This window comes from Bradyrhizobium daqingense (assembly GCF_021044685.1).
Lineage (GTDB): Bacteria > Pseudomonadota > Alphaproteobacteria > Rhizobiales > Xanthobacteraceae > Bradyrhizobium > Bradyrhizobium daqingense.
This window is the reverse complement of the sequence record NZ_CP088014.1, coordinates 6,333,873-6,348,504: the sequence shown is the minus strand read 5'-3', so window position 1 is coordinate 6,348,504 and position 14,632 is coordinate 6,333,873. Positions and strand designations below refer to the sequence as shown.

General features: G+C 64.5%; 13 protein-coding genes. 5 read left to right on the top strand and 8 right to left on the bottom strand.

Annotated features, from left to right (window positions below; translation table 11 throughout):
• Positions 1–658: 658 nt before the first annotated feature.
• The gene (locus LPJ38_RS30335; RefSeq protein ID WP_167520222.1) at positions 659–1,753 is read left to right on the top strand and encodes a DUF2778 domain-containing protein; all 1,095 of its coding nucleotides are present in this window, start codon (positions 659–661) and stop codon (positions 1,751–1,753) included.
• A gap of 70 nt (positions 1,754–1,823) precedes the next feature.
• On the opposite strand, the gene LPJ38_RS30330 is transcribed toward LPJ38_RS30335, so the two are convergent.
• Together LPJ38_RS30330 and LPJ38_RS30325 are read right to left on the bottom strand one after the other, a co-directional pair.
• Positions 1,824–2,648: an SDR family NAD(P)-dependent oxidoreductase gene (locus tag LPJ38_RS30330; RefSeq protein ID WP_145628392.1), complete on the bottom strand. Its 825-nt coding sequence runs from the start codon at positions 2,646–2,648 to the stop codon at positions 1,824–1,826.
• 105 nt (positions 2,649–2,753) lie between these two features.
• Entirely contained in the window at positions 2,754–3,272 is a 519-nt protein-coding gene (locus tag LPJ38_RS30325; protein ID WP_231088451.1) for a cysteine hydrolase family protein, read from the bottom strand.
• Positions 3,273–3,539: 267 nt separating this feature from the next.
• Here LPJ38_RS30325 and lepB point away from each other — a divergent pair, with 267 nt between their 5' ends.
• The gene (gene lepB, locus LPJ38_RS30320) at positions 3,540–4,292 is read left to right on the top strand and encodes a signal peptidase I (protein WP_145628388.1); all 753 of its coding nucleotides are present in this window, start codon (positions 3,540–3,542) and stop codon (positions 4,290–4,292) included.
• Between the two features lie 141 nt (positions 4,293–4,433).
• On the opposite strand, the gene groL is transcribed toward lepB, so the two are convergent.
• Together groL and LPJ38_RS30310 are read right to left on the bottom strand one after the other, a co-directional pair.
• Entirely contained in the window at positions 4,434–6,074 is a 1,641-nt protein-coding gene (gene groL / locus LPJ38_RS30315; protein WP_060736470.1) for a chaperonin GroEL, read from the bottom strand.
• Between the two features lie 46 nt (positions 6,075–6,120).
• Positions 6,121–6,435 carry a co-chaperone GroES gene (locus tag LPJ38_RS30310; protein WP_145640531.1) on the bottom strand — a complete coding sequence of 105 codons (315 nt, stop codon included), beginning with the start codon at positions 6,433–6,435 and terminating at the stop codon, positions 6,121–6,123.
• 376 nt (positions 6,436–6,811) lie between these two features.
• Between LPJ38_RS30310 and LPJ38_RS30305 the strand changes: the two genes are divergently transcribed.
• Positions 6,812–7,099, top strand: a complete 288-nt coding sequence (locus LPJ38_RS30305) for an usg protein (RefSeq protein WP_060736469.1) — start codon at positions 6,812–6,814, stop codon at positions 7,097–7,099.
• Positions 7,100–7,103: 4 nt separating this feature from the next.
• Here LPJ38_RS30305 and LPJ38_RS30300 read toward each other — a convergent pair whose 3' ends face one another.
• On the bottom strand, positions 7,104–9,233 hold the full coding sequence (locus tag LPJ38_RS30300; RefSeq protein ID WP_145640533.1) for an O-linked N-acetylglucosamine transferase, SPINDLY family protein: 2,130 nt from the start codon (positions 9,231–9,233) through the stop codon (positions 7,104–7,106).
• Positions 9,234–9,453: 220 nt separating this feature from the next.
• Between LPJ38_RS30300 and LPJ38_RS30295 the strand changes: the two genes are divergently transcribed.
• A complete protein-coding gene (locus LPJ38_RS30295; protein WP_145640535.1) occupies positions 9,454–9,981 on the top strand; it encodes a cupin domain-containing protein in 528 nt (175 codons plus the stop codon).
• A gap of 119 nt (positions 9,982–10,100) precedes the next feature.
• Here LPJ38_RS30295 and LPJ38_RS30290 read toward each other — a convergent pair whose 3' ends face one another.
• On the bottom strand, positions 10,101–11,351 hold the full coding sequence (locus LPJ38_RS30290) for a NupC/NupG family nucleoside CNT transporter (RefSeq protein WP_145640537.1): 1,251 nt from the start codon (positions 11,349–11,351) through the stop codon (positions 10,101–10,103).
• 172 nt (positions 11,352–11,523) lie between these two features.
• Between LPJ38_RS30290 and LPJ38_RS30285 the strand changes: the two genes are divergently transcribed.
• Positions 11,524–12,762 (top strand): MFS transporter, encoded by a 1,239-nt coding sequence (locus LPJ38_RS30285; protein ID WP_145640540.1) that lies wholly within the window; start codon positions 11,524–11,526, stop codon positions 12,760–12,762.
• 151 nt (positions 12,763–12,913) lie between these two features.
• Here LPJ38_RS30285 and LPJ38_RS30280 read toward each other — a convergent pair whose 3' ends face one another.
• Both LPJ38_RS30280 and LPJ38_RS30275 read right to left on the bottom strand, forming a co-directional pair.
• A complete protein-coding gene (locus LPJ38_RS30280) occupies positions 12,914–13,672 on the bottom strand; it encodes an SDR family oxidoreductase (RefSeq protein WP_008563019.1) in 759 nt (252 codons plus the stop codon).
• A gap of 24 nt (positions 13,673–13,696) precedes the next feature.
• Positions 13,697–14,455 (bottom strand): proteasome-type protease, encoded by a 759-nt coding sequence (locus LPJ38_RS30275; RefSeq protein WP_145640542.1) that lies wholly within the window; start codon positions 14,453–14,455, stop codon positions 13,697–13,699.
• Positions 14,456–14,632 lie beyond the last annotated feature (177 nt).

Sequence of the window (14,632 nt, the reverse complement as noted above, 5' to 3'; positions counted from 1 at the left end):
GTGCGCGGCACATTTCAAGGCGGGGCGATACGGTACCGTATCACACGCAGAGGCTGCCGAGAAGTGCCGAGGTAGGAGCTACTTTCTCGTGGCGGCGATTTCCAGACCGGCACGTTCAACTTTCGATCACGGCGCCGTGCCGCGTGCCGCTCGACGCCGGATCTGTGATGTAGGACGAACTCGGCCGCTCCACCGGCAGCAGCGCAGCGGTTGGAGAGGACAGCGCTCACACCAGCCCCGCGCAACGCTTCCCCGCTATCCTGCGGGCATCAAAGACCACGAAAACGACTTGATTGGATGGCCTTGGAGATGCGGTGGAGAGGGGTCGCAGAACGCGCCGATCCGCGCGAGAATTATAGTTAACAGATCCGACTAAGTCCGTAATTCTGCGGGCTTTTTTCTCAAAATGAGACAGCGTTAACGAGCTGCCCCATATCCGCCCGAACTTAATCTGCATTTAACTAAAAGTCGCCTTAATGACGCTCCGACCCTCTGCGAGATGCTGTTCCCGGATCGTGACCAGCGGCACTTTGAAGGGGGACCGAGTGACACCGTCCTGGACGCAAGGCGAATGAGTACGAGTATCGCTGCGCAGAGTAACGCGGCACGGAAGTCCAAGAAATTCTCCAAGAATTATTCGCGGAAATCCTCCCGAACAATGACCGCCACCAATTGGCTCGGCGCCGCGGCGATCGGCTGCGTCGTGATGGGCGCCGGCTGGACCATTTACTCCAACGTCTTCGGCGCCAGCGTCTATCCGACCGTCGGCAACAGCGGCTACGACGATCCGGTCATCAAGCGCGCGCCCAGGGTCGCGCTGCGCGAGGCGGGTGAGGCGGTCAAGGAAGCCTTCGCACTCCTGCCGGACCGGTTGCAGGTCGCCGCACCGATCTCGCGCGAGATGTTCAACGATCGCTTCGCCGCGGCTGCGACCCAAGGCGTGCCGTCGAACGCCGCCAGCGCCGCGCCCGCGACCCAGGTGGCCGCGGCCAGCGAGGCGCCGAAGCAGAGCGTGATTGCGAAGGTCGCCGAAGCGCTCAAACCGTCCGCGCCGGCCAAAATCGCTGACAAGTCGACTGACAAGGCCGCAGACAAGGCCAAGCGCGCACCGGATGCGCAGTTGCAACTGGCCTCGGCCGATCCAGCCCAGATCGTGCCCGCGCCCGAAGCGAAGCCGAAGTCGTTTGCCGATCGCGCCAAGGCCGCGGTGATGTCGATCACCGCTCCGCGCCAGTCGATGGTCGAAAAACTCTGGGGCAAGCGTGAGCCGTCCGGCGGGCTCCTGGCCTATGCCTCGGCCGATGCCAGCATCACCGCTGCCATCGCGCCCAAGGAGCAGAACCCGATGTTTGGCGGCGCGCCGCCTTATGAGCGCGACACCGCGGTCTACGACATCAGGGCCAAGATGGTGTATCTGCCCGACGGCACCAGGCTCGAGGCGCATTCCGGTCTCGGCTCCAACCGCGACGATCCGGACTCCCGCCGTCTACGCATGCGCGGCGTGACACCGCCCCACATCTACACGCTGAAGCCGCGTGAGGCGCTGTTCCACGGCGTGCCGGCGCTGCGCCTGACGCCGATCGGCGGTGAAAGCGCGATTTACGGCCGCGACGGCCTGCTCGCCCACACCTACATGCTCGGACCGAACGGGGATTCCAACGGCTGCGTGTCGTTCAAGGACTACTACGCGTTCCTCGACGCCTACCGCAACAAGGGCATCCGCAAGCTCGCGGTGCTGGAGCGGGTGGAGTGATCTCGCCCAATTCGCGATAACTAAGAGGGCCGCACGCAGCGGCCCTTTTCTTTTCGCGTTGCGCTGCGCTTCAGCCCGGCCAACACTGCCCGCCGCCGTCGATCCTCAGCACCTGGCCGGAGACGAAGGCGCCCATGGGGCCGGCAAAGAACTCGACGACCCGCGCGACCTCGTCGACGGTCGCGATACGGTCGAGCGTACCGCTTTCGACCATCCGGTTCGGGTCCACCGCGCGCGTGCCGAGGAAGCGGCCGGTGCGGGTATCGCCGGGCGCGATGCAGTTGACGGCGATGTCGTAGGGACGGAGCTGGTCGGCGAGGCATCGCGTGTAATGGGTCACGCCGGCCTTCGACACCGCATAGATCGAGCCCTGGGTGCGTCCCTTGAAGGCAGCGACCGAGCCCAGCGTAACGATGCGGCCGGATCGCCGCTCCATCATGCCCTTGGCGACCGCCTGGCAGGTCAGGATGGTCGAGAGCAGATTGCGCTCCAGCACGGCGCGCACATCGGCCTCCTTGATGTTCACCGCGTCGTTCGGATCGGGCTTGCCGCCGGCGGCTGCGATGTCGCCGCCGGCATTGTGCACGAGAATGTCGATCGGACCGAGCACGCCTTCGGTCTCGGCAATCACGCGCGCGATGTCATTGCCTCGGGTGAGATCGCCAAGCACACGCTGGCTGCGGCCGCCGAATTCCTGGGCCATCTCCGCGGCCACCGCCGTGAGCGTCGTGCCCTCGCCATATTCGGCGGGCCCGTTCTCACGCATGCCATGAATGGCGACGTCGGCGCCGAGTGCGGCGAGCTTCTCGGCAAAGGCGCGGCCGAGCCCGCGCCCCGCGCCGGTCACCAGCGCGACCTTGCCCGCAAGTATTTTTGTTCCGTCACGTGGCGCCATGGTCTTTTCCTGTTGAGGCTGTTCGGCACGATCATGGCACGATCAGCGCTCGACGAAAACAAGCCACAACTTGCGCGCCACGTCGTCCGAGTCCAGATTACGCGTTCACGCCAGCGCGTCGCCGCGCGCGATGATCGCGAAGCGGTCCGAGAGCTCGGCCAGCGCGACCTCGTGGATGGTCCGGGCGTCCAGTGCGCCGCCGCGTCCATCGGGCAGATCACGGGTGGCGCAGCTATCCGCATCGATGGTCGTGCGAAAGCCGAGATCGAGAGCAGCACGCGCGGTGGAGCTGACGCACATATGCGTCATGAAGCCGCCCAGCACGATGTTCTTGCGTCCGCTCGCGGCGAGTTGCGCCTGCAAATTGGTGCCGGCGAAGGCGTTCGGCAGCTCGTTCTCGATCACGAGCTCATTCGCGAGGGGGCTGAGCTCGGCGACGATGGCGCCGCGATCGGCGGAGCGATCGAACAGGCCGCCTTGCTTGCCGCGATGGGCGACGTGGATGATCGCAGATCCGCGCTCGCGCGCTCGGGCCAGCAGCGCGGCCGCCCGCGCAATTGCAGGCTTGGCATCGGGCAGGGCGAGGGGGCCCGCCAGATATTCGTTCTGGATGTCGATCAGCACCAGCGCGGCGTCGGCAAGAGCCGGCGGGGTGAAGTCGGCACCGGAGGCGCGATGTCTGGCTGCTCGTGCAGAACCATCTCAAACGCGATGCCGCGACCCGCGTGACGATCGACTGGGTGCGGGCAAGTTTCCAGCAGATGTCGCGTACCTGTCGTGATCTGTTATGAACGCGTTGCCGGGCCCGTGCGACAAAAATCAGAGCTAGGATTGCACGCGCGCAAGAGTTGCGTAATCTCTTGACGACACGGACTTGACCAGGGCAGCTGCATGACCATTCTTCAGGACACGATCCGGCCGGCACGGTCGTCGGCGCAATCGCGGGAATGGAAGGCGATCCTCATCCTGATCCTGCTGATCCCGGTGCTGTGGTCGCCGCCGTTCCTGTTTCGCTTCTTCCTGTACCAGCCGTTCAACATCCCCTCCGGTTCGATGTCGCCGACGCTGATGGTCGGTGACTACGTATTCGTTTCGAAAAGTGCCTATGGCTATGGCCGTTATTCCTTTCCCTTCGCGTCGTCCTGGATCTCGGGCCGCGTCTTTGCCGCCGAGCCCGAACATGGCGACATCGTCGTGTTCCGGACCGCGAAGGATGGCTCTGCCGACTACGTCAAGCGTGTGATCGGGCTGCCCGGCGACCGCATCCAGATGCGGCAGGGACAGCTTTTCCTCAATGAGAGACCGGTGACGCGCGTCGCGCTCGAATACGGGCTGGCCGGCACTGCCTGCGGTTCAGATGGCAGCATCAAGGTCAAGCGCTGGCGCGAGACGCTGCCGAGCGGCACGTCCTATGTGACCTACGACTGCATCGACAACGGCTTCCTCGACAACACCAATGTCTTCACGGTGCCGCCTGGCCACTTCTTCGTGCTCGGCGACAACCGCGACAATTCCACTGACAGCCGGATGTCGTCGTTCGGCTTCATCCCGATGGACAATCTCGTCGGCAAGGTGACGCGGATCTTCTGGTCGCTCGACGAAGACGGCGAGCCGCACATGGAGCGGCTGGGGAAGGTGGAGTGAAGTGCGGCCGTCCAAGCCCAGTCATTCCGGGCTCGCGCCCAAGAGGGGCGCGCCCCGGAATGACGAGCGGAGAGCGTTTGCCCCAAAACAAAAACCCCGGCATCGCTGCCGGGGTTTCGTAGTCCCTGAGATGGCTGGACCTTAGAAGTCCATGCCGCCCATGCCGCCGCCGGGGGGCATCGCGGGGCCGGCGCCGCCCTTCTTGGGCAGCTCGGCGACCATGGCTTCCGTGGTGATCAGCAGAGCTGCAACCGAGGCTGCGTTCTGGATCGCGGTCCGGACCACCTTGGTCGGGTCGATGATGCCCTTCTTGACGAGGTCGGCATATTCGCCGGTCTGGGAGTCGAAGCCGTAATTGTAGGCCTTGTTCTCCAGGATCTTGCCGACGATCACCGAGCCGTCTTCACCGGCGTTGATCGCGATCTGGCGAGCGGGCGCCGACAGCGCCTTGCGCACGATCTCGACGCCGGTCTTCTGGTCGTCGTTCTTGGTGCGAAGGCCCTTGAGCTGCTCGGAGGCACGGAGCAGGGCGACGCCGCCGCCCGGGACGATGCCTTCCTCGACAGCCGCGCGGGTCGCATGCATCGCGTCATCAACGCGATCCTTGCGCTCCTTCACCTCGACCTCGGTCGCGCCGCCGACGCGGATCACCGCGACGCCGCCCGCGAGCTTGGCGAGACGCTCCTGGAGCTTCTCACGGTCGTAGTCCGAGGTGGTCTCCTCGATCTGCGCCTTGATCTGGGCCACGCGCGCCTCGATGTCGGCCTTCTTGCCGGCGCCGTTGACGATCGTGGTGTTCTCCTTGTCGATCATCACCTTCTTGGCGCGACCGAGCATGTTGAGCGTGACGTTCTCGAGCTTGATGCCGAGATCTTCCGAGATCGCCTGGCCGCCGGTCAGGATCGCGATGTCCTGCAGCATGGCCTTGCGGCGATCACCGAAGCCCGGAGCCTTGACGGCCGCGACCTTCAGGCCGCCGCGGAGGCGGTTCACGACCAGGGTCGCGAGCGCTTCACCTTCGACGTCCTCGGCGACGATGACCAGCGGCTTGCCGGTCTGCACCACGGCCTCGAGCAGCGGCAGCAGCTCGTTCAGCGAGGAGAGCTTCTTCTCGTTGATGAGGATGTAGGCGTCGTCCATCTCAACGCGCATCTTGTCGGCGTTGGTGACGAAGTAGGGCGAGATGTAGCCGCGGTCGAACTGCATGCCCTCGACGACGTCGAGCTCGGTCTCGAGCGACTTGGCTTCCTCGACGGTGATGACACCCTCGTTGCCGACCTTCTTCATGGCGTCGGAGAGGAACTTGCCGATCTCCTGGTCGCCGTTGGCCGAGATGGTGCCGACCTGGGCGATCTCGTCGTTCGAGGTGACCTTCTTGGAGTTCTTCTGGAGGTCCGCAACGACGGCCTCGACCGCGAGGTCGATACCGCGCTTGAGGTCCATCGGGTTCATGCCGGCAGCGACCGACTTGGCGCCTTCCTTCACGATCGCCTGGGCAAGCACGGTGGCGGTGGTGGTGCCGTCGCCGGCCGCGTCAGCGGACTTGGAGGCGACTTCGCGCACCATCTGCGCGCCCATGTTCTCGAACTTGTCGTCGAGTTCGATCTCCTTGGCGACGGTGACGCCGTCCTTGGTGATGCGGGGAGCGCCGAACGACTTGTCGAGCACGACGTTGCGGCCCTTCGGACCGAGCGTGACCTTCACCGCGTTGGCGAGAACATCGACGCCGCGCAGCATCTTGTCGCGCGCTTCAACCGAGAATTTGACTTCTTTGGCTGCCATCTGGAATTTTCCTTGAGATGTTTGACTGGAGGGAGGAGAGGGGCTCTTAAGCCGCCTTCTTCTTGGACTCGGTGACCTCGAGAACGCCCATCACGTCGCTCTCCTTCATGATCAGCAGGTCCTGGCCGTCGATCTTGACCTCGGTGCCGGACCACTTGCCGAACAGCACGCGGTCGCCGATCTTCAGGTCGATCGGGATCAGCTTGCCAGCTTCGTCGCGGCCACCGGGACCGACGGCGACGACTTCGCCCTGGGAGGGCTTTTCCTTGGCAGTGTCGGGAATGATGATGCCGCCAGCGGTCTTCTCTTCTGCGTCGATGCGCTTGACCACGACGCGGTCGTGAAGCGGACGGAATTTCATGCAGTCCTCCTAAGCATTTGCTCGGGTTGAGATTTCAAGATTGTTAGCAATCGATGCCCGTGAGTGCTAGCACGGGCGAGCCTGAAATAGGACAGGAATTTTGCGGGGGCAAGGGCTTCTAGCAGAAAAATCAGCACCCGGAAGCACGGACTGCCAGAATCTATTTCCTAGCGTTAACCGAGACCGCGCCCGTATTAGCACGGTGCTACATCTGCTGCTAACGCGTTGAATTTCAACAGCTTGTTAAACTTTTGGGCTTGAGATGGGTTGTCAGTTTGCGTCACATTTCTCTCATGTGAGCGCATCAGGACCGGGTGGCTCTTAGGGCACACCGACCAAGCCGCCCCTCGATGCGCTCCTGCAAAGGAGGTTTGGCATGGGACTGCGGAGTGGGGGCGTTTCCGAGGACTTCCGGAAACAGATGCTGGGTTACGGGCTGACGACGGCGCAAATCCTCTATCGCATGCCGGATCATCCCTCGCTGCTCCAGACCTACGTCTGGCAGAATTACGACATGTTTCCGAAATTTCCGGCGCTGAAGGATTTCCTGGCGTTCTGGCAGGAAAAGCTCGACGGTCCGCTCCATTCAGTCACTGTGGCGCATTCCAAGCTGATCAAGCCGACCGAGCTGCGCGCTGTGGACGGCGTGTTCCGGCTGCATTGAGCGATCAGGCCCCGCGGTCGCAGTAGCGCTTCCACATCGCGCGGTATGCGGCATCCGCCCCGCGCGCATATGAGAAGGCGTTGCCGGCAGCCGAGGCGTTGATCCGTCCGGGCAAGTCGCGGCGCAATCTGTCGAGGTCGGCGATCCCGGCTGCACGGGTTGCCGCGATCTCGACATAGGCCTCCTCGCTGTCGGCGACCCAGTCCGGCAGGCCGAGTGCGGTGAGGATGGCGCCGGCGGCGCGGCTGGGCAGACTGCTTCCGAGCTTCGCCACCACTGGCACGCCCATCTGCAGGGCTTCCCATGTGCTGACGCCGCCATTCTGCGGGAACGGGTCGAGGCAGATATCGACGCGATTGAACGAAGCCAGATGCTCGCTTCGCAAAGTGGCTCCGAGCAGATCGACGCGTTCGGCCGGCAATCGGCAAGCGGCAAACCGCGCCAGCAGATTGCCGCGGACCAGCTGATCGTCAAGCGCAACATCCTTGATCAGGAGTCGTGAGCCCGGCACCCGCTCGAGAATCCTGGACCAGACGTCCACGGCCTCGTCCGAGATCTTGCTGATGCGGTTGAAGACGCCGAACGTGACGAAGCCGTTCGACATCGCCGGCGCCGGTGTCCGCGCAATCCCGTCGGGCAGAGGCGCCAGCGTCACGAAGCACGGCAGGTCGACGATGGTTTCCGCAAACAAATGCCGGACCGCGGACGGAATGGCGACGGGATCCGAGAACAGATAATCGATCGTCGGCAGCCCGGTGCCGGTGCCATGGCCCCAGCCGTGCACCTGAATCGGCGCCGGCTTGCGCGCAAACACGCCGAGGCGGTTTCCTCTGGTGTGGCCGGACAGATCGATCAGGATGTCGACGCCATCGGCGCGGATCTCGGCCGCGAGACGATCGTCGGTCCATTGCGAAGCGTCACGCCAGCGATCGGCGATTTTCTTGAACTCGCTCGTCGTCGCATCCATTTTCGACGAACAGGCGTAGCACACGATCTCGAACTGCGTCCGGTCATGGTGCTCCAGCACCGGCTTGAAGATGAACGCGGCTGAATGCGCGTTGAAATCCGACGAGACATAACCAAGCACCAGACGGCGGTCCGGCTCGCGGCTGTTGTCGTGAGGCGCCGACGATTCGGAGGCGATCTTCGAACCGACACGCTCCCACCACACCTGCCGCGCTTGCTGATGCCGTTCGACGGTGGCGTCCTCCGCAAAGTCGAGCGTGAATATCTTGTTGGAGATCGCGCTCTGCAGGTCAGGCTGGATGTCGAGCGCCCTGTCGAAACTGGCGAGGGCCTCGTCGACCCGGCCAAGTCCGGCGAGGCAAAGGCCCTGTATCATGTGAGCTTGAATCGAACTGGGATCGATCGCGAGCGCCTGCTCGCAATCGTGCGACGCCTGGGCAATTTGCTGTATCTGGAGCAGCACGCCGGCTCGTGCGAGCCAACCATTCGCGTCGTCGGGGGCCAGCGCGATCGCCCGATTGGCGTCCGCCAGGGCTTCGTCAAACCGCTGAAGTTCCCGCAAAGCGATGGCGCGGTTTGCGAGCGCCGCCGCATAATCGGGCTTGATCGACAGCGCGCGGTTCAGGCTTGCGATGGCCTCGTCATAGTTGCGCCGGCGGCAGAGCGCCCAGCCCCGGCCGTTATGGGCTTCGGCAAGATCCGGGTTGAGCGCAAGCGCCTTGTCGTAGCTGTGCAAAGCCTCCTCGTGAAGTTCAAGGGCCACGCTCGCATTACCGAGATTGGAGAAGGTTACGGCGTGGTTGGGCCGCAAGGCGAGGGCCTTTCGATAGCTCGCGCAGGCCGCGTCGTGACGCCGTAGTCCGTTGAGGGCGACGCCCAGGCTCATATGAGCATCGGCAGATCGCGGATCCACGGCAACCGCTCGGCTCAAAAGGATTTCGGCTTGCTGATAGTTCTTGGCATCGGACTCCAGAATGCCGAGCATGTGCAGTGCGATGAATTGGTTGGGCGCGAGCTGCAGGAGCTGCCGATAGGCGGTCTGAGCCTCGGGGAGAAGCCCCATCTTGTGCAGCTGCAACGCGTGCCCGAGCATTGGCAGGATCTCGGCTTTTTGCCGTTTCTCGAGCCGGGCCTTGTGAAATGCACGCTGACCGACGCTGTTGCCCATGAATCAATTCCCCCAGAATCTCGCGGCAAGACTAGTTCAGCGTGACAACCAGGACGAGACGACGGCCGTTCGCCACGACAGCTTCGGACAAGCTTCGGCCGACCGGATCGTCAGGGGGTTACAAACTCGTCCGCGACAATTGCTGCTTCCTCCAAGACTGGATAGTCTGTCTTCGGGATGGACCCATCCGGTGGACGCGGCTCAAACAGGGAGGCAGACAATGGCCAGGCAAAAGGCATCAAGACCCGCAACGAAGACCGCACTGAAGAAGCGGAGCGGCGTCAAGACCGCGGCGCGATCCCCGGCGCGCAAGGCCGTGAAGGCGAAGGCGGGCGCGGCCGCACCGAAGAAGCTCGCGCGTCCCAAGCAACGCATCGCGATCAGCCATCACCGCGAGGAAGATTTCAAGGCCGACGGCCTGCGCGCCTACGCCAAGTACCGCGACCTCGGCATTGCCGAAGCGAGCCACGGCCTCGCGCAAGCTCACGTCATCCGCCTGCAAGGTCCCTGCGATCCGGCCGCAGTGTCGAAGCTGCACTTCCACGACGTCGAATTCCAGATGGTCTATGTGCTCAAGGGCTGGGTGAAGACCTATATGGAGGGGCAGGGCGAGACCTTGATGAAGGAAGGCAGCGCCTGGACCCAGCCGCCGAAGATCAAGCACATGATTTTGGACTATTCGGACGACGTCGAACTGCTGGAAGTCATCCTGCCGGCGGAGTTCAAGACCGTGGAGCTGAAGGCGTAGGTGACGACGCCACGCCGGTCTCTCTGTCGTCATGCCCGGGCTTGTCCCGGGCATGGACGTCTTGGCCGCAGAGAAAGAACGTGGATGACGGGACAAGCCCGGGCATGACGGCGCAGGACCTACGCCAACACCCCCACCACCGCGCCCATCAGACACGTTGTCAGCGTCCCCGACACGATCGACTTCAGCCCGAGCGCGTTGATCTCCTCGCGCCGCTGCGGCGCCATCACGCCGAGGCCGCCGATCATGATGCCGAGGCTGGCGAAATTGGCGAAGCCGCACATCGCATAGAGCATGATCAGGCGCGAGCGCGGATCGAGCGCCTCGGGCGGCAGCTTGGAGAAGTCGACATAGGCGATCAGCTCGTTGAGCACGGTCTTGGTGCCCATCAGGCTGCCGGCCGTCACCGCCTGATCCCACGGCAATCCCATCAGCCAGCACACGGGCGCCATCGCGAGGCCAAGCAGGCGCTGCAACGAGATCGCGGCGCCGCCCATGTTCGGCAGCAAGCCGAGCACGGCGTTGACGAGATAGACCAGCGCCACCAGCACCAGCAGCATCGCGACGATGTTGATCAGGAGCTCGATCCCCGCGCTCGTGCCCTTCACGATCGCATCCATCGTGCCGGAGAGCTCCATCTCGGGATCCTCCAGCGAACCGCCGGTGCGCTTGTCTGAGGTCTCCGGCACCATGATCAGGCTAACCAGGATCGCAGCCGGCGCGCCCAGCACCGAGGCGATGACGAAATGCGCGGCTGCGTCGGGGATGAGGGGGGCAAGGAACGTCGCATAGAGCACCAGCACGGTGCCCGCGATGCCGGCCATGCCGCCGGTCATCACCAGGAAGAGCTCGCTGCGGGTCATCTGCGCAAGATACGGCCGCACGAACAGCGGCGCCTCGACCATGCCGAGGAAGATGTTGGCGGCGGTCGACAACCCCACCGCGCCGCCGACGCCCAGCGTGCGCTCGAGCAGCCAGGCCATGCCGCGCACGATCGGCGGCAGCACGCGCCAGTAGAACAGTAGCGTCGTCAGCACGCTCATCACCAGCACGATCGGCAGCGCCTGGAACGCCAGGATGAAATCGGCACCCGGCACTTTCAGATCGAACGGCAGGGTGCCGCCGCCGACGTAGCCGAACACGAACGAGGAGCCGGCGCGCGAGGCTGCGGAGATCGCTCCGACCGCCTCGTTGATGGCGCCGAAGGCGCGCGCGACGATCGGCAGCTTCAGGAGCACGACCGCTGTGACGAAGGTCGCGACGAGGCCGATCGCCGCCTGCCGCAGTGAGACGGCACGGCGGTTCTCCGCGAGCGCGAAGGCGACCAGCAGCAATGCGAAAATGCCGAGTGCCGATTGCAGGCGCAGCATGATGTCCCCAAAACCCCCAATGATTATGGCCGCGCCTGCGATGCAAAGGCAATGCCGGGCAATGCGGGAGACGTCCCGCTGTTGACAAGCCGTTCAGCCTCAGTCACGCGGGGGCACGAGAAGATCAGGGGGCGGTCGTCCAAGGGTGACCCAGAAGACGATCCAAGAGGCGATGCCAGAGCAGCCAATATCGGGACATCCGCCGGTCAGCGCCCGCGCGCTGCTCTCCCACCGGGCCTTCCTGTTCTTCCTCCTCTCGCGCAGCCTGTCGCGCTTCTCCAGCCAGATCGCGGCGGTCGCTATCGGCTGGCAGATCTACGATCTCACCGGCTCCGCCTTCGACCTCGGCATGGTCGGTCTCGTCCAGTTCCTCCCCACCGCGTTCCTGGTGTTCGTCGCCGGCCATGCCGCCGACCGTTACGAGCGCAAGCGCGTCGTCCAGCTGTGCCAGCTCGCGGAAGCCGCGACCGCGCTCTATCTCGCACTCATCACCTATCTCGGCGCGGCCAGCGAGGTGCAGATCTTCATCGCGACCTTCGTGCTCGGCATCGCCGGCGCCTTCGAGAGCCGGACCACGGCGGCGCTGCTGCCGCTGATCGCGCCGGAGGGCTCGCTCCAGCGCGCCACCGCGGTCTCCAGCGGCGCGGCGCAGGTCGCAACCATCACAGGTCCGGCACTCGGCGGCTTCGCCTATGCAGTGGCGCCGCCTCTTGCCTATGCGGTCATGGTCTTGTTCTGGATTCTCGGGATGATCCTGACCGGCTTCATCCATCCGCGCCCACAGGCGATCGCGAAGGAGGGAACGAGCTCGGACAATATCTTCGCGGGCGTCCGCTTCATCCGCAGCAATCCTGCGATCCTCGGCACCATCTCGCTCGATCTGTTCGCGGTGCTGTTCGGCGGCGTCACCGCGCTGTTGCCGATCTATGCCCGCGATATCCTCCAGACCGGCCCGGTCGGGCTCGGCGTCTTGCGTGCAGCGCCCGCGGTCGGCGCGCTCCTGATGACCATGGTGCTGGCGCGCCACGCCATCTCGCGGCACGTGGGCTTGCGCATGTTCCAGGCCGTGATCGTGTTCGGTCTCGCCACGATCGTGTTCGCCCTGTCGTCCTGGATGTGGCTGTCGGTGCTCGCGCTCGCAATTCTCGGCGCGGCCGACACGATCAGCGTCGTGATCCGCTTCTCGCTGGTGCAGCTCTCGACGCCGGACGAGATGCGCGGCCGGGTCGGCGCGGTGAACTTCCTGTTCATCAATGCCTCGAACCAGCTCGGTCAGTTCGAGAGTGGGGTGGCAGCCGCGCTGCTCGGCGCCATGCCGGCCGCCGTGCTCGGCGGCGTTGCCACCGTCGCCGTGGCGCTGCTCTGGATGAAGCTGTTTCCGAGCCTGCGCAAGGTGCAGACGCTGGAGTAGGGGGAAGGTCTCGTGTCCCGGACGCGGGCCGCGCGCAAGCGGTGCGCCGCCGAGCCGGGACCCATGTGACCGCGAGCGACGTCGGCGAGAGATGGGCCCCGGCTCAGCAGCGCGTCATTTCATGCCGCGCTGCGTCCGGGCACAGGACCGGCTAGCCCCGCCCCACGAACGGCATCTTGGTCGCCATCACCGTCATGGTCAGCACGTTGGCATCGAGCGGCAGGCCGGCCATGTAGGCGACGGCATCGCCGACCGCCTTGGCGTCCATGCGCGGCTCGTGCTTGGTGGTGCCGTCGGGCTGCAGCACGCCGGGGCCGTTGACCATGCGGTCCGTCATCGGCGTTGCGGCATTGCCGATGTCGACCTGGCCGACCGCGATGTCATACATGCGTCCGTCGAGATTCGAGGCCTTGGTGAGGCCCGTGATGGCGTGCTTGGTCGAGGTGTAGGCCGCCGAGAACGGCCGCGGCGCATGCGCCGAGATCGAGCCGTTGTTGATGATGCGGCCGCCGCGCGGGGTCTGGTCCTTCATGATGCGGAAGGCGTGCTGGGTGCACAGGAACGGGCCGGTGAGGTTGGTGTTCACCACCGCCTGCCACTGCTCCAGGCTGAGATCCTCGAAGTTCACGGCGGGTGCGCCCATGCCGGCATTGTTGAATAGCACGTCGAGCCGGCCGTAGGTCGCCTTCACCTTGTCGAACAGCGCGGCGATGGAATCCGGCTTGGTCATATCGGCGGTGACGCAGAGGCTCTTGCCCGCGGGGCCGAGCTTCGCGGTTTCCTCCAACATGTCGAGCCGGCGGCCTGTGAGCACCACGGTGAAGCCGGTGTTCATCAGCGCCAGGGACGCGGCACGTCCGACACCAGTGCCGGCGCCCGTCACCAATGCAATCTTCTTTGCTTCACTCATCGTTTCCTGCCTTTTCTGACGGTGTCAGGTTTTGGGTTCTTTGTCGTTCTTGTAGGGCGGCCGCGGAATGTTCTGATGCGCGGCACGCAGCGCCGCCGACCAGCGCGAGCGCAGATCGTGGTAATAGGGCTCGCCTGCCTCGATGCGGTGGTTGAGATCGGCTTCGCAGGCATCGGAACGCACCACCAGCACGTCGATCGGCAGGCCGACGCCGAGATTGGAGCGCATGGTCGAATCCATCGAGATCAGGCCGGTCTTCAGCGCCTCATAGAGCTCGACGTCATAGTGCATGGCGCGGTCGAGCACCGGCTTGCCGTATTTGTGCTCGCCGATCTGCAGATACGGCGTGTCGGTGGTGCACTCGATGAAATTGCCGGCGGTGTAGACCATGAACAGGCGCATCCGCGAGCCCTTGATCTGGCCGCCGAACAGGAAGGAGACGTCGAAGGAGACGTCCTCGGATTTCAGCGCCGGCCCTTCGGTCGCGTGCACCGCCCGGATCGCCCGGCCGATGCGCTGGGCGGCCTGGAACATGGTCGGCGCGTTCATCAGCGTCTCGAGTTCGCCTGTGTTGGGATCCTCTAGGCCCTCGGTCAGCGTCGACAGCACCGACTGGCTGATGGCGAGGTTGCCGGCACTGGCGATCGCCATGATCCGCTCGCCCGGCTTGGAGAAGATGTGCAGCTTGCGGAAGGTCGAGACGTTGTCGAGGCCGGCATTGGTGCGGGTATCGGCGATCATCACCAGACCGTCCCGAACCAGGATTCCGCAGCAATAGGTCATTTCCAGTCCCCGAACGCGTTTGCGCGGAATTACTAGCCAATTTCGCCGGCCGGTCCAACCCCCGATTCCGCTTGTCATTCCGGGGCGCGACGAAGTCGCGAACCCGGAATCCATTCATCTACGCACCTTGCCGCCCGATGGATTCCGGGTTCGTGCTGCGCGCGCCCCGGAATGACA

Excerpts from the sequence above, each read along its gene's own strand:
- LPJ38_RS30335 (WP_167520222.1), top strand. The coding sequence starts at position 659 with ATGACCGCCACCAATTGGCTCGGCGCCGCGGCGATCGGCTGCGTCGTG.
- LPJ38_RS30330 (WP_145628392.1), bottom strand. The coding sequence starts at position 2,648 with ATGGCGCCACGTGACGGAACAAAAATACTTGCGGGCAAGGTCGCGCTG.
- lepB (WP_145628388.1), top strand. The coding sequence starts at position 3,540 with ATGACCATTCTTCAGGACACGATCCGGCCGGCACGGTCGTCGGCGCAA.
- groL (WP_060736470.1), bottom strand. The coding sequence starts at position 6,074 with ATGGCAGCCAAAGAAGTCAAATTCTCGGTTGAAGCGCGCGACAAGATG.
- LPJ38_RS30310 (WP_145640531.1), bottom strand. The coding sequence starts at position 6,435 with ATGAAATTCCGTCCGCTTCACGACCGCGTCGTGGTCAAGCGCATCGAC.
- LPJ38_RS30305 (WP_060736469.1), top strand. The coding sequence starts at position 6,812 with ATGGGACTGCGGAGTGGGGGCGTTTCCGAGGACTTCCGGAAACAGATG.
- LPJ38_RS30300 (WP_145640533.1), bottom strand. The coding sequence starts at position 9,233 with ATGGGCAACAGCGTCGGTCAGCGTGCATTTCACAAGGCCCGGCTCGAG.
- LPJ38_RS30295 (WP_145640535.1), top strand. The coding sequence starts at position 9,454 with ATGGCCAGGCAAAAGGCATCAAGACCCGCAACGAAGACCGCACTGAAG.
- LPJ38_RS30290 (WP_145640537.1), bottom strand. The coding sequence starts at position 11,351 with ATGCTGCGCCTGCAATCGGCACTCGGCATTTTCGCATTGCTGCTGGTC.
- LPJ38_RS30285 (WP_145640540.1), top strand. The coding sequence starts at position 11,524 with ATGCCAGAGCAGCCAATATCGGGACATCCGCCGGTCAGCGCCCGCGCG.
- LPJ38_RS30280 (WP_008563019.1), bottom strand. The coding sequence starts at position 13,672 with ATGAGTGAAGCAAAGAAGATTGCATTGGTGACGGGCGCCGGCACTGGT.
- LPJ38_RS30275 (WP_145640542.1), bottom strand. The coding sequence starts at position 14,455 with ATGACCTATTGCTGCGGAATCCTGGTTCGGGACGGTCTGGTGATGATC.